This is a genomic window from Demequina lignilytica, assembly GCF_030418305.1.
Taxonomy (GTDB): Bacteria; Actinomycetota; Actinomycetes; order Actinomycetales; family Demequinaceae; genus Demequina; species Demequina lignilytica.
Genome location: NZ_JAUHPX010000007.1, coordinates 125,777 through 139,541, shown reverse-complemented (window position 1 = coordinate 139,541; position 13,765 = coordinate 125,777). Strand labels below are relative to the sequence as shown.

General features: G+C 70.9%; 13 protein-coding genes. 9 read left to right on the top strand and 4 right to left on the bottom strand.

Features of this window, described 5'->3' with window-relative positions:
- Positions 1-104 precede the first annotated feature (104 nt).
- From QQX10_RS11920 to sdhC, 4 genes are read right to left on the bottom strand one after another with little or no spacing between them, the layout of a single operon-like run.
- Positions 105-869: a succinate dehydrogenase iron-sulfur subunit gene (locus tag QQX10_RS11920; RefSeq protein ID WP_301121451.1), complete on the bottom strand. Its 765-nt coding sequence runs from the start codon at positions 867-869 to the stop codon at positions 105-107.
- A 1-nt stretch (position 870) separates the two neighbouring features.
- Positions 871-2,640 carry a succinate dehydrogenase flavoprotein subunit gene (gene sdhA / locus QQX10_RS11915; RefSeq protein ID WP_301121449.1) on the bottom strand — a complete coding sequence of 590 codons (1,770 nt, stop codon included), beginning with the start codon at positions 2,638-2,640 and terminating at the stop codon, positions 871-873.
- Positions 2,637-3,080: a succinate dehydrogenase, hydrophobic membrane anchor protein gene (gene sdhD / locus QQX10_RS11910; RefSeq protein ID WP_301121448.1), complete on the bottom strand. Its 444-nt coding sequence runs from the start codon at positions 3,078-3,080 to the stop codon at positions 2,637-2,639. Before sdhD ends, sdhA begins: the two co-directional genes overlap by 4 nt.
- Positions 3,080-3,415: a succinate dehydrogenase, cytochrome b556 subunit gene (sdhC, locus tag QQX10_RS11905; protein ID WP_436968579.1), complete on the bottom strand. Its 336-nt coding sequence runs from the start codon at positions 3,413-3,415 to the stop codon at positions 3,080-3,082. Before sdhC ends, sdhD begins: the two co-directional genes overlap by 1 nt.
- Positions 3,416-3,536: 121 nt before the next feature.
- On the opposite strand from sdhC, the gene QQX10_RS11900 reads away from it, so the two are divergent.
- The 9 genes from QQX10_RS11900 (at position 3,537) to QQX10_RS11860 (ending at position 13,744) form a co-directional block, all read left to right on the top strand.
- Positions 3,537-4,610, top strand: coding sequence for a mannose-1-phosphate guanylyltransferase (locus QQX10_RS11900; RefSeq protein WP_301121446.1), 1,074 nt, complete (start codon positions 3,537-3,539; stop codon positions 4,608-4,610).
- 140 nt (positions 4,611-4,750) lie between these two features.
- Complete coding sequence (locus QQX10_RS11895) at positions 4,751-5,806, top strand: BMP family lipoprotein (RefSeq protein ID WP_301121445.1); 1,056 nt, start codon at positions 4,751-4,753, stop codon at positions 5,804-5,806.
- Between the two features lie 126 nt (positions 5,807-5,932).
- Positions 5,933-7,447 (top strand): ABC transporter ATP-binding protein, encoded by a 1,515-nt coding sequence (locus QQX10_RS11890; RefSeq protein WP_301121444.1) that lies wholly within the window; start codon positions 5,933-5,935, stop codon positions 7,445-7,447.
- On the top strand, positions 7,444-8,664 hold the full coding sequence (locus QQX10_RS11885; protein WP_301121443.1) for an ABC transporter permease: 1,221 nt from the start codon (positions 7,444-7,446) through the stop codon (positions 8,662-8,664). Before QQX10_RS11890 ends, QQX10_RS11885 begins: the two co-directional genes overlap by 4 nt.
- A complete protein-coding gene (locus tag QQX10_RS11880) occupies positions 8,661-9,977 on the top strand; it encodes an ABC transporter permease (RefSeq protein WP_301121442.1) in 1,317 nt (438 codons plus the stop codon). The genes QQX10_RS11885 and QQX10_RS11880 overlap by 4 nt, the downstream gene beginning before the upstream one ends.
- A 4-nt stretch (positions 9,978-9,981) precedes the next feature.
- Entirely contained in the window at positions 9,982-10,377 is a 396-nt protein-coding gene (locus QQX10_RS11875) for a cytidine deaminase (RefSeq protein WP_301121441.1), read from the top strand.
- 1 nt (position 10,378) lies between these two features.
- Positions 10,379-11,692 carry a thymidine phosphorylase gene (locus QQX10_RS11870; RefSeq protein ID WP_301121440.1) on the top strand — a complete coding sequence of 438 codons (1,314 nt, stop codon included), beginning with the start codon at positions 10,379-10,381 and terminating at the stop codon, positions 11,690-11,692.
- Positions 11,693-12,667 carry a hypothetical protein gene (locus QQX10_RS11865; RefSeq protein WP_301121439.1) on the top strand — a complete coding sequence of 325 codons (975 nt, stop codon included), beginning with the start codon at positions 11,693-11,695 and terminating at the stop codon, positions 12,665-12,667.
- A gap of 9 nt (positions 12,668-12,676) precedes the next feature.
- Positions 12,677-13,744 carry an adenosine deaminase gene (locus QQX10_RS11860; RefSeq protein ID WP_301121438.1) on the top strand — a complete coding sequence of 356 codons (1,068 nt, stop codon included), beginning with the start codon at positions 12,677-12,679 and terminating at the stop codon, positions 13,742-13,744.
- Positions 13,745-13,765 lie beyond the last annotated feature (21 nt).

Below are 13,765 nucleotides of genomic sequence, written 5' to 3'. Positions count from 1 at the left end.
GGTACCCGGTGAGTTACCGGGCGACGCGCGGCGCCTCGCCGCCCCGCGCCGCCGAGGGGCCGGGACGAGGGGCAGCGCCCCGGCCCCTCCGTCGCGTCAGCGGGTCAGATCTCGCCGGTGGTCAGCACCTTCTTGACCTCGGAGATCGCCTTGGTCACCTCGATGCCGCGCGGGCAGGCCTCGGTGCAGTTGAAGGCGGTGCGGCACTTCCACACGCCCGCCTTGTCGTTGAGCACCTCGAGGCGGTCCCACTGGCCCTCGTCGCGCGAGTCGAAGATGAACCGGTGGGCGCCCACGATCGCCTGGGGGCCGAAGTACTGGCCGTCGGTCCAGAACACGGGGCAGCTGGTGGTGCAGGCGGCGCACAGGATGCACTTGGTCGTGTCGTCGAAGCGCGCGCGGTCCTCGGGGGACTGCAGGCGCTCGCGCGCGGGTGCGCTGCCCGTGGTCATGAGGAACGGCATGATCTCGCGGTAGGAGGCGAAGAACGGCTCCATGTCGACGATCAGGTCCTTCTCGACCGGCAGGCCCTTGATCGGCTCGACGATGATCGGCTTGGCGGGGTTGAGGTCCTTGAGCAGCGTCTTGCAGGCGAGGCGGTTGCGCGCGTTGATGCGCATCGCGTCCGAGCCGCAGACGCCGTGCGCGCAGGACCGTCGGAACGCCAGCGAGCCGTCCTGCTCCCACTTGATCTTGTGCAGCGCGTCCAGCACGCGGTCGGTGGCGTGCGCCTCGACCTGGAACTCCTCCCAGTAGGACTCGCCGGGGCCGTGCTCGGCGGTGCCCTCGGGCTTGGTGCGGAGGATGCGCAGCGTGACGGTGAGGGTCGGGACCTCGGCCACGGCGGGGGACTCGGCGGTGGCCGTCATGTCAGTACTTCCTCTCCATGGGCTGGTACTTGGTGATGACCACGGGCTTGGTGTCGAGCCGGACCCCCTCGCCGGTGGCGTACGCCATCGTGTGGTGCAGGAACCTCTCGTCGTCGCGCGTGGGGAAGTCCTCGCGGTAGTGCCCGCCGCGGGACTCCTCGCGGGCCAGCGCCCCCGCCACGACCACCTCGGCGATCTCGAGCAGGAAGCCCAGCTCGATCGCCTCGAGCAGGTCCGTGTTGAAGCGCTTGCCGCGGTCGTGGATCGCGACGTCCGTGAAACGCTCCTTCAGCTCCGCGACCACCCGCGTGGCCTCGGCGAGGGAGTCCGCGTCGCGGAACACCTGGACGTTGCGGTCCATGGTCTCCTGCAGCGCCTTCCGGATCTCGGACACGCGCTCGGTGCCGGTGCCGCCCACCGTGGCGAGCAGGCCGTCGACCAGCGCGCGGATGCGGGCGTCGCCGTCCTCGGGGAACGCGGGGGCCGCGTCGACGCCGGAGGCGTACTCGGCGGCCGCGATGCCGGCGCGGCGGCCGAACACGTTGATGTCGAGCAGGGAGTTGGTGCCCAGACGGTTCGCGCCATGCACGGAGACGCACGCGCATTCGCCGGCGGCGTACAGACCCTTCACCACGTCCGTGTTGTTGCGGAGCACCTCGCCCTGCACGGTGGTGGGGATGCCGCCCATCGCGTAGTGCGCGGTCGGGTAGACGGGCACGGGCTCCGTGTAGGGCTCGACGCCCAGGTAGGTGCGCGCGAACTCGGTGATGTCCGGCAGCTTCTCGTCGATGTGCGCCGGCTCGAGGTGGGTGAGGTCCAGCAGCACGTAGTCCTGGTGGGGGCCGGCGCCGCGGCCCTCGCGCACCTCGTTGGCCATCGCGCGCGCGACCATGTCGCGCGGGGCGAGGTCCTTGATGGTCGGGGCGTAGCGCTCCATGAAGCGCTCGCCCTCGGAGTTGCGGAGGATCCCGCCCTCGCCGCGCGCCGCCTCGGACAGCAGGATCCCCAGGCCCGCGAGGCCGGTCGGGTGGAACTGGAAGAACTCCATGTCCTCGAGCGGCAGGCCCGCGTTCAGCGCGATGCCCATGCCGTCGCCCGTCAGCGTGTGGGCGTTCGACGTGGTCTTGAAGACCTTGCCCGCGCCGCCGGTGGCGAAGATCACCGCCTTGGCGTTGAACGTGTGGATCTCGCCGGTCGAGAGCTCGAGGGCGACCACACCGGCCACGGCGACCTCCTCGCCCGGCGCCGCCGCCTGCGGGTCGCCGTCGAGGATGAGGTCCAGCACGTAGTACTCGTTGAAGAACTCGACCTCCTGCTTGATGCACTGCTGGTAGAGCGTCTGCAGGATCATGTGGCCGGTGCGGTCGGCGGAGTAGCAGGCGCGGCGCACGGCCGCCTCGCCGTGGTTGCGGGTGTGGCCGCCGAAGCGGCGCTGGTCGACCTTGCCCTCGGGCGTGCGGTTGAACGGCAGGCCCATCTTCTCGAGGTCGAGCACCGCGTCGATCGCCTCGTTGCAGAGGATCTCCGCCGCGTCCTGATCGACCAGGTAGTCGCCGCCCTTGATGGTGTCGAACACGTGCCACTCGGCGCTGTCGTCCTCCACGTTCGCCAGCGCGGCGGCCATGCCTCCCTGCGCGGCGCCCGTGTGCGAGCGGGTGGGGTAGAGCTTGGTCAGCACCGCGGTGCGCGCGCGCTGCGAGCTCTCGAGGGCTGCGCGCATGCCGGCGCCGCCGGCGCCGACGATGACGACGTCGTACTCGTGATGGGTCATGCGAGGTCCTTGCAGAAGTCGGGGACGAGGCTGGGGTCGGTGCCGAGGCACGGGTCGAAGGTCCAGATCACCAGCGAGCCGAGCACGATGATGACGACGGTCGCGATGCCGAGCAGCGCGTGGAGGACCTTCCGCAGCCCCGCCCGGTGGGCGTAGTCGTTGATCAGGAGGCGCATGCCGTTGAAGCCGTGGAGCATCGCCAGGACGAGCATGACGAAGTCCCAGATCTTCCACAGCGGCGACGCCCACTTGCCCGCGACGAAGGCGAAGTCGATCTGGTTGATGCCGTCGCCGGTCATCAGGTTGACGAACAGGTGGGTGACGATCAGCACGAGCAGCAGCGGGCCCGAGATGCGCATGAACACCCACGACCACTTCTCGGCGTTGTGGCGCGTGCGGCCGGAGGGGATCTGGGGCTCCTTCAGGCGGGGGGCGGTCATCAGGCACCTCCGAAGACGTGGCCGAGGTGGCGCCACAGGAACGGCGCCATGAGCACGGCGAACAGGATCCAGACGGCCCACACCAGCTGCTTCTGGTGGCGCAGCGCCCACGTCGAGCGGTCCACCGCGATGATGCGCAGCCCGTTGAACGCGTGCAGCAGGATCGCCGCGACCAGGCCGGACTCGATGAGCCCGTAGATCGGCGTCTTGTAGCTTCCGATCACGTCGTTGTAGGCCTCGGGCGACACGCGCACCAGCGCGGTGTCGAGGACGTGGATCAGCAGGAAGAAGAAGATGGCGACACCGGTCACCCGGTGCACCACCCACATCCACATGCCTTCATGGCCTCTGTACAACGTCGTCGTAGGGGACACGGCTCTCCTTCGAACTGACCACCCGATTCGGATTTCATCCTAGTCTGGTCGCCCAGGCGTACGGGAACACCGAGGGGGGATCGTGTCAGATTTTGTACAGGACTTCGTCACCGTCATTCCGGCGGGGGGAGTGGGGTCCCGGCTGTGGCCGCTGTCGCAGCCGCACCGGCCCAAGTTCCTCCTCGACCTGCTGGGCACGGGGCGCACGCTGATCCAGGACACGGTGGACCGGGTGCTGCCGCTGTCCGAGCGCGTCGTGATCGTGACGGGCGAGCGCCATGCCGCCGGCGTGGGCGCCCAGGTGCCGGAGGTTCCCGAGGCGAACCTCGTGACCGAGCCCAGCCCGCGTGACTCCATGGCGGCGATCGCGCTCGCCGCCGCCCTCATCGAGGAGCGCTGGGGTCCGCAGATCATGGGCTCGTTCGCCGCCGACCACATCATCCCCGACTCCGCGGCTTTCCGAGAGACCGTCGCGCAGGCCGCGGCCGCGGCGCGCCTCGGCAAGGTGGTGACCATCGGCATCACCCCGACCGAGCCGTCGACGGCGTTCGGGTACATCGAGATGGGCGACGAGCTCGACGGGGCCGCGAGGCACGTCACCGCGTTCACGGAGAAGCCGGACGCGGATACCGCGGCGGGCATGCTCGCTCGGGGCGGCTTCGTGTGGAACGCCGGCATGTTCGTGATGCGCACCGACGTGCTGCTGGGCCACCTCGACCGGCTGCAGCCCGCGCTCGCGGGGGGCGTGCGCGAGATCGCCGCGGCCTGGGACTCGGAGGCCCGCGCGGAGGTCCTCGCGCGCGTCTGGCCCACGCTCACCAAGATCGCGATCGACCACGCGATCGCCGAGCCCGTCGCCGCCGAGGGCGGGGTCGCGGTGGTGCCGGCGAGCTTCGAGTGGCACGACGTGGGTGACTTCGACTCGCTGGGCGAGCTGTCGGGCGCGGGCGGCGAGCCGGTCGCGATCGGCCGCGCCGCGGCCGTCGGCACCGTCGGTGCGCGCGGCGCCATCGTGGTCGGCGGCACGAAGCCCGTCGTGGTCGTCGGGGTGGACGATGCGGTGGTGGTCGAGTCCGACGAGGCCATCCTGGTGACGGTCCGCTCGGCCGCCCAGCGCGTCAAGGATGCTGCGGGATCCCTGCCCTCCACGATGTAAAGGTGACGAACATCGCACATCGTTGCCGTAAGGCAACGCACCCGGTGCCTATTCGTAACAATTCTTGCGTAACATCGTCCCTACCAACCAGCCGGGCCGAGTCTGTCGTCCTGGCTACACGTAGTGAGGAACATCACCCTATGAAGAAGCTTGTCAGCATCGGCGCGCTCGCTGCCGTCTCGGCCCTGACGCTGGCCGCCTGCTCGTCGGCTCCGGAGGAGTCCGGTTCGAGCTCGACCGCCGCCGCGACCGACACCCCGGCCGCCTCGCTCGACTACACCGCCTGCATGGTCTCCGACTCGGGCGGCTTCGACGACAAGTCGTTCAACCAGGCCGGCTTCGAGGGCCTCCAGCAGGCCAAGGCCGACCTCGGCATCGAGGTCTCGACCGCTGAGTCGACCTCGGACGCGGACTTCGCGCCGAACATCGCCGCGATGGTCGACGCGGGCTGCGACCTGACCATCACGGTCGGCTTCCTCCTGGGCGACGCGACCGCTGAGGCCGCGACCTCCAACCCCGACTCGTCGTTCGCGATCATCGACGTGACCTACGAGGACTCGTTCGACAACCTCAAGTCGCTGACCTTCGAGACCGACGAGGCCGCGTTCCTCGCGGGCTACGCCGCGGCCGCCTCCTCGAAGACCGGCGTCGTCGGCACCTTCGGCGGCATCCAGATCCCGTCCGTCACCATCTTCATGGACGGCTTCCTCAGCGGTGTCGAGTACTACAACGAGGCCAAGGGCGCCGACGTCCAGGTCCTCGGCTGGGACGGCGAGAACGGCTCCTTCACCGGTGACTTCTCCGACCAGACCAAGGGTCAGTCGACCGCGCAGGGCTTCATCGACCAGGGTGCGGACATCATCCTCCCGGTCGCGGGCCCCGTGGGTCTCGGCGCCGCCGCCGCCGCTCAGGCCGCCGGCGACGTCTGGATCATCGGCGTGGACTCCGACTGGACGCTGACCACCGAGTACGCGGACATCATCCTGACCTCCATCATGAAGAACATGGGCCCGGCGGTCTACGACGTCGTCAAGACCTCCGCTGAGGACGGCTTCTCGTCCGAGGCCTACGTCGGCACCCTCGAGAACGGTGGCGTGGGCGTGTCCGCCTTCGCCGCGAACACCGTCGACGAGGCCACCGACGCGGAGATCCAGGAGATCTCGGCCGGCATCATCGACGGCTCGATCGAGCCGTAAGCCACAGCCCGGGCCGGACCCGGGACGAGGGGCGCGCTGCGTGGACGCGGCGCGCCCCTCGTGCTTGACTGAAGCGGTACGGACCTGCGCAGATGCCGGTCCACCTGAGACCTGAAAGGCACGCGAGTGAGACTTGAACTGAAGGGCATCACCAAGCGCTTCGGCACCTTCACCGCCAACGACTCCATCGACCTGCTGGTCGAGTCCGGATCCGTGCACGCCCTGCTCGGCGAGAACGGCGCCGGCAAGTCCACGCTGATGAACGTCCTGTTCGGCCTGTACGACGCCGACGAAGGCGAGATCCTGCTCGACGGCGAGCCTGCGAACTTCGTCGGACCCGGAGACGCGATGGCGGCCGGCATCGGCATGGTCCACCAGCACTTCATGCTGGTCCACCCCTTCACGGTCGCGGAGAACGTGATGCTCGGGCACGAGGACGTGCGCGGGCCCGCGAAGCTGCTCGACCTCGAGGCGGCGCGCGCGAAGGTCAAGGAGATCTCCGACCGCTTCAACTTCGATGTCGACCCGGACGCGGTCATCGAGGACCTCCCCGTGGGCGCCCAGCAGCGGGTCGAGATCATCAAGGCGCTCTCCCGCGACGCCCAGGTGCTGATCCTGGACGAGCCCACCGCCGTGCTCACGCCGCAGGAGACGGACGAGCTGCTCGGGATCGTCAAGGACCTCCGCGACGCCGGCACCGCGGTCGTCCTCATCACGCACAAGCTGCGCGAGGTCAAGGCCGTCGCCGACACCATCACCGTCATCCGTCGCGGCAAGGTGGTCGGCACCGCCGAGCCCACCGCCTCCCAGGAGGAGCTCGCCTCCCTCATGGTCGGGCGCGACGTGTCCATGACGGTGGACAAGGAGGACGCGACGCCCGGCGACGTGGTCCTCGAGGTCCGCGACCTGGCCGTGGTCGACGAGGCGGGGATCGCCCGCCTCAACTCGGTGTCCTTCGACGTCCACCGCGGGGAGATCCTCGCGATCGCCGGCGTCCAGGGCAACGGGCAGACCGAGCTGACCGAGGCGCTGCTCGGCCTCGAGAAGGCGACCGCGGGGCGCGCCGTGCTGGACGGCGAGATCATCACCGGCCGCTCGATCAAGGACGTGCTCATGGCGGGGCTGGGCTTCGTGCCCGAGGACCGCACCGAGCACGGGATCGTCGCGGACATGACCATCGCCAACAACCTCATCCTCGACCTGCACGACCAGCCGCCGTACGCCAAGGGCGTGGCGCTGCAGCCGGGCGTGATCGCGGACGAGGCCCGCAAGCACGTCGAGGCCTTCGACGTCCGCACCACCGGCATCGGCCAGACCGCCGGCTCGCTGTCGGGAGGCAACCAGCAGAAGGTCGTGCTCGCGCGCGAGCTGTCCCGCCCGCTCAAGCTGCTGATCGCCTCGAACCCCACCCGCGGCCTCGACGTCGGCTCCATCGAGTTCGTCCACAAGCGGATCATCGCGGAGCGGGACTCGGGCGCCGGCGTCATCATCGTCAGCTCGGAGCTGGACGAGGTGGTGGCGCTCGCCGACCGCATCGCCGTCATGTACCACGGCGACATCGTCGGCATCGTCCCGCCCGACACGGACCGCGACACGCTCGGCCTCATGATGGCCGGAGCCCACGAGGAGGAGGCGGCGTGAGCGCCGAAGTCGACAAGACCGAGACGGCCGAGGCGGGCAAGCCGCCTCGCGACACCCGCGCGCTGCTGCGCGAGATCGCCGAGAGCAACTCGCTCGTGGTGGTCCTCGCGGTGGTCGCGTCCCTCATCATCGGCGGATTCCTGATCGTCCTCGCGTCCCCGGCCGTCGAGGAGGCGCTCGGCTACTTCTTCGCCCGGCCGGCCGACACGTTCAAGGCGGCGTGGGACGCGGTCTCGAGCGCGTACTCCGCGATGTTCCGCGGCGCCGTGTGGAACTACAACGGCGACACGTTCGCCCAGCAGTTCCGGCCGATCACCGAGACGCTGACCATGGCGACGCCCCTGATCTTCGCGGGTCTGGGGCTCGGCATGGGCTTCCGCGCCGGACTGTTCAACATCGGTGCTCAGGGCCAGATGATGATCGGCGCGATGCTCGGCGCGTACGTCGGCTTCGCGTGGAACCTCCCGCCGGTCCTGCACCTGATCGTGGCCGTCACGGCGTGCGCGCTCGGCGGCGCGCTCTGGGGGTTCATCCCCGGCATCCTCAAGGCGCGCACGGGCGCGCACGAGGTGATCGTGACGATCATGCTGAACTACGTGGCGGCGAACCTGCTGGGCTTCGCGCTGAGCAAGGACGCCTTCCAGCGCCCCGGCTCGGACAACCCGCAGTCGCCCGCGGTGGCGGACTCCGCGGCGTACCCGCTGATCCTCGGCGACAACTACCGGCTGCACCTCGGGTTCATCGTCGCGCTGCTCGCCGCCGTCGGCGTGTGGTGGCTCATGGAGCGCTCGACCTGGGGCTTCCGTTTCCGCGCGGTGGGCGCCAACCCCAACGCGGCGAGGACGGCGGGCATGAACGTCTCGATCGCGATCGTGGGCGTCATGACCATCGCGGGTGCGCTCGCCGGCCTCGCGGGCTCCGCGCAGATCCTGGGCACCGAGAGGTCGCTCACCGCCGGCATCGCCGGCTCCTTCGGCTTCGACGCGATCACCGTGGCGCTGCTCGGACGGTCGCGGCCGCTCGGCACCGTGATGGCGGCGATCCTCTTCGGCGGGCTCCGCGCCGCGGGACCCGCGCTGCAGGTCCAGGCGCAGCTGCCGATCGACATCGTGCTGATCATCCAGTCGCTGATCGTCCTGTTCATCGCCGCACCACCGTTGGTGCGCTTCCTGTTCCGACTGCCCGCGCCCTCGCGCGAGAAGGTGGTGACGGCATGACCGCGACCGCTGTCGAGGCGCCCGAGGCGCAGCCCGCCGCTGCGGTGGAGAAGCCGCTGAGCTGGAAGATGCCCCTGCTGCTGGGCTCCGTGGGCATCCTGTCCTTCATCTTCTTCGGTCTGATGACCCCCGGGGGCGGCGCGACCACGACGTTCGTGCTCTCGCGGTCGGGTGACCTGTTCACCATCCCCGCGTTCGACGTCCCGTCCCAGCCGGTCGCGATCGCGCTGACGCTCGCCGCCACCGCGCTCGCCGCGCTCTCGGCCTGGGGCGTGAGGAACCGTCGGCAGTTCGGCGTCTGGCTGCCCAGCACGGTCGGGCTGCTGGTGGTCCTCGCCGTGCTGGTGTGGGCGGGCGCGGGCAAGACCGCGACGTCCATCCAGATCACGGGCCTGCTGATCGGCACCGTGGTGCTCGCGGTCCCGCTCGTGTTCGGCTCGCTCGCCGGCATGCTGTGCGAGCGCTCCGGCATCATCAACATCGCGATCGAGGGCCAGCTGCTCGCCGGTGCCTTCCTCGCCGCGCTCGTCGGCGGCGCGGTGGCGTCTGCCACGGGCTCGGACGCGGTCGGCGCGTACGCGGGCCTGATCGCCGCGCCGCTCGCGGGCGCGCTGGTCGGTGCCGCGCTGACGCTGTTCGCCGTGAAGTACTGGGTCAACCAGATCGTCGTCGGTGTGGTGCTCAACGTGCTCGTGGTGGGCCTCACCAACTTCTTCTTCGGCACGCTGATGAAGAACAACCCGGAGCTCAACCGCGCCATCGGGCTGCCCGACCTGCCGATCCCGCTGCTGTCGAAGATCCCCGTGCTCGGCCCGGTGCTGTTCGACCAGAACATCCTGGTCTACTCGATGTACGTGATCGTCGCCGTGCTCAACGTGATGCTGTTCCGCTCGCGGTGGGGCCTGCGCATGCGCGCCGTCGGCGAGCACCCGAAGGCCGCGGACACGGTCGGCATCAAGGTCAACCGCACCCGCGTCCGCAACACCATCCTCGGTGGCGCGGTCGCCGGCTTCGGAGGCGCGTTCTTCACGGTGGCCTCCGGGCTCGCGTTCAACAAGGAGATGACCGGCGGCAAGGGGTACATCGCCCTCGCGGCGATGATCCTCGGTCGGTGGAGCCCGAAGGGCGCGCTGGCCGCGGCCCTGCTGTTCGGCTTCGCGGACTCGTTGCGCGAGCAGTTCGGCATCATCGGGACGGCGATCCCGTCGCAGTTCCTCGCGATGCTGCCGTACCTCGCCACCATCTTCGCCGTCGCCGGCCTCGTGGGACACGTGCGTCCCCCGGCCGCCGAGGGCATCCCGTACAAGAAGTAGCGGCATGGACGTCGACTGGGAGCTGCTCCGCGCCAAGGCGCGGGAGGCGAGCGAGCGCGCGTACGTGCCGTACTCGAAGTACAAGGTGGGCGCCGCGGCGCTCACCGACACCGGTGAGGTGGTCACCGGGGCCAACGTCGAGAACGCCAGCTACGGGCTCACGCTCTGCGCCGAGTGCGCGCTCGTGTCGAAGCTGCACACCGACGCCCTCGGCTCGCGCCTGCTCGCCTTCGCGTGCGTGGATGCGGTCGGGGCGCCGTTGCAGCCGTGCGGCCGATGCCGCCAGCTCCTCTACGAGTTCGGCGGTCCGACCCTGCTGATCGACGGACCCGACGGCACCCTCACCCTGGACGACATCCTTCCGTGGGCCTTCGGGCCCCAGCACCTCGAGGAGAGCTGACATGGCCGAGCGCCACGACGTCGTCGACGTCATCAAGACCAAGCGCGACGGGGGCACCCTGAGCGAGGACCAGATCGACTGGGTGGTCGACGCCTACACGCGCGGCGTGGTGGCGGACGAGCAGATGAGCGCGCTCGCGATGGCCATCCTTCTGCGCGGGATGAACCGCGCCGAGATCGCCCGCTGGACCCAGGCCATGATCGACACCGGTGCGCGTCTCGACTACAGCGGGCTGTCGCGGCCGACCGCGGACAAGCACTCGACCGGTGGCGTCGGCGACAAGATCACGCTGCCGCTCGCGCCCCTGGTCGCCTCCTGCGGCGTCGCGGTCCCGCAGCTGTCCGGTCGCGGGCTCGGGCACACGGGAGGCACCCTCGACAAGCTCGAGTCGATCCCGGGCTGGCGCGCCGCCCTCAGCAACGCCGAGATGGCGCGGCAGCTGGAGGAGGTGGGCGCGGTCATCTGCTCCACCGGCACCGGCCTGGCGCCGGCGGACAAGAAGCTGTACGCGCTGCGCGACGTCACCGGCACCGTCGAGGCCATCCCGCTGATCGCCTCCTCCATCATGTCCAAGAAGATCGCGTCCGGCACCGGCTCGCTGGTGCTCGACGTCAAGGTCGGATCGGGCGCGTTCATGAAGAATCTGGACGACGCACGCGAGCTCGCGCGCACCATGGTCGACCTGGGCAACGACGCGGGCGTCAAGACCTCCGCCCTGCTGACCGACATGTCGACGCCCCTCGGTCGCACCATCGGCAACGGCCTCGAGGTCGCCGAGTCCCTCGAGGTGCTCGCCGGCGGCGGTCCCGCCGACGTGGTCGATCTCACCCTGGCGCTCGCGCGGGAGATGCTCGCCGCGGCGGGCCGCCCCGACGCCGACCCCGAAGCGGCGCTCACGGACGGCCGCGCCATGGATGCGTGGCGTCGCATGATCGAGGCGCAGGGCGGCGACCCCGATGCACCGATGCCCGACGCTCCTCATGTCGAGGAGGTCCGCGCGGACTCCGACGGCGTCATCACCCGGATGGACGCGCTCGGCGTGGGCGTCGCGGCCTGGCGCCTGGGGGCCGGGCGCGCGCGCAAGGAGGACCCGGTCCAGGTGTCCGCGGGAGTGCGCCTGCACAAGGTGGTCGGCGACGAGGTCAAGCGCGGCGACGTCATCATGACGCTGCACACCGAGACCGAGGACCGCATGCCCCGCGGGGTGGCGGCGCTGGCCGAGGCCTGCGACGGCGCCGGCACCCTCGACATCACCCCGGGCGGCTCGTTCTCGCGCGACATCATCCTCGACTCCGTCGGCGCCCTCACCCGCTAGATGAGCTGGACGCTGACGGCGACCGCGGCGCGGCTGGGCGGCCTGCTGCGTCGGGACGATGCGGGGGAGGAGCCGGCTCCCGCCGACGGCACGCTCTTCTCCCGCGCCTTCGCGCGCGCGGTCGAGCGCGCGACGCCGGCGGACGCGAAGGCCCTCGAGGTCGCGCGCGGCCAGCTCGGGGACCGGCCCGAGGTGATCGAGCGCGCCGTGGCGTCGGGCGCACCCATCTCGGCCGTCGCGGCGCTGGCCGCCGCCTGGGAGGGCATGGGGCGCGAGGCGCGCGGCATCGTCGCCCATCCCGCCGGGACCGGGACCGGTCCCGTGCGGTGGGGCAGCGTCCTCGCCGCGCAGGTGGACCAGACCACCTGCGGCGCCGCGACCATGGGGATGATGCGGATGATCGGCGACCCGTTCGTCGCGCTGTGGGTCGGGACCGGCCGGTCGCTCGGCGACCACACGCCGCCCGAGGCGATCCACGCGGAGGCCGAGGGCTTCGCGACCCTCACCGTCGAGGAGCGCTGGCAGGCGTTGCAGCGTGTGATCCACGCGCAGACCACCACGAGCGCCCTGGGCCCGGTCGCCTGGCCGCGCTCGCTCGGGACCCCGCCGTGGAAGGTCGACGACCGCACGCGCTTCGCGGGACTGCGCTTCGCGGGACGCCTCGTCGACGACTCGACCTCGGAGGCGCTCGCCCCGCTGCTCGCCCACGCGCGGCGAGCGCTCGCGGACGGCATCCCGGTGCCCCTGTTCTCCGCGGGCGACTCGAGCCTCGGGCTCGACACCGTGATCCCGCGCCACGTGGTGCTCCTGGTCCGCGACGCCGGTAACGGCTTCGACGTGTACGAGCCGGGCGCGGGCGCGGTGCTGCCGCTCGCCGACGCCGACCTGCACCCGGGAGCCGGCCGCCTGCCCGCGCTCGGGCACTGGTCCCGGGCGGCCTGGCTGATCATGCCGGTGAGGGCCCGCCGCGGCTAGCCTGGGGCCATGACGCTCACCCCCGACGAGATCCTCGCGCTGCCCAAGGTCCTGCTCCACGACCACCTCGACGGGGGCCTCCGAGCCTCGACGCTCATCGAGCTCGCGGCGGAGATCGGGCATGAGCTCCCCTCGACCGACCCGCACGAGCTCGCGGCGATGTTCCGCGCGCAGGCAGAGTCGGGGGACCTGGTCAGGTACCTGGAGGTCTTCGCGCACACCACCGCGGTGATGCAGACGGCGCCGAACCTGAGTCGGATCGCGCGCGAGGCCGTGCTCGACCTCGCCGCGGACGGCGTCATCTACGCCGAGCTGCGCTACGCGCCCGAGCTGCACGTCGCCGGCGGCCTGGGGCTGCAGGAGGTGGTCGAGGCGGTGCAGGCGGGTGTCGAGGAGGGCGTCGCCGCGGCGCTCGAGGCCGGGTACGCGATCCGCGCCGGCGCGCTGCTGTGCGCCATGCGCCACCTCGACCGGTCGGAGGAGATCGCGGCGCTCGCGATCGTCAACCGCGACCGGTGCTGCGTCGGCTTCGACATCGCGGGTCCAGAGGACGGCTTCCCTCCCACGCGGTTCGGCCCGGCGTTCGTCGCCCTGCGCGCCGCGCACTTCCCCGTCACGGTGCACGCCGGCGAGGCGGCCGGTGCCGAGTCGGTCGGGGACGCGCTGTTCGTCGGTGCCCGGCGCATCGGCCACGGCGTGCGGATCCACGAGGACATCGAGGGCTTCGGCACGGAGGAGCCGGTGCTCGGGCTCATCGCGCGCCACGCCCTCGACCAGCAGATCCCCCTGGAGTGCAGCCCCACGTCCAACGTCCACACCGCGGCTGCGCCGTCGATCGCCGAGCACCCGATGCACGAGCTGCGCAACCTCGGGTTCGCCGTCACCGTCAACACCGACAACAGGCTGGTGTCGGGGGTGTCGATGTCGAGCGAGTTCGCGGCGCTGGTCGACGCCGGCTGGACCGTGGAGGACCTGTTCGAGGCGACGCTCACCGCGGCGTGGGGAAGCTTCCTGCCCTACGACGAGCGCGCGGACCTCGCCGAGCTGGTCATCGAGGGGTACGGCATCGACCTCTGAGCGTCGCGGCGAACCCCGGCG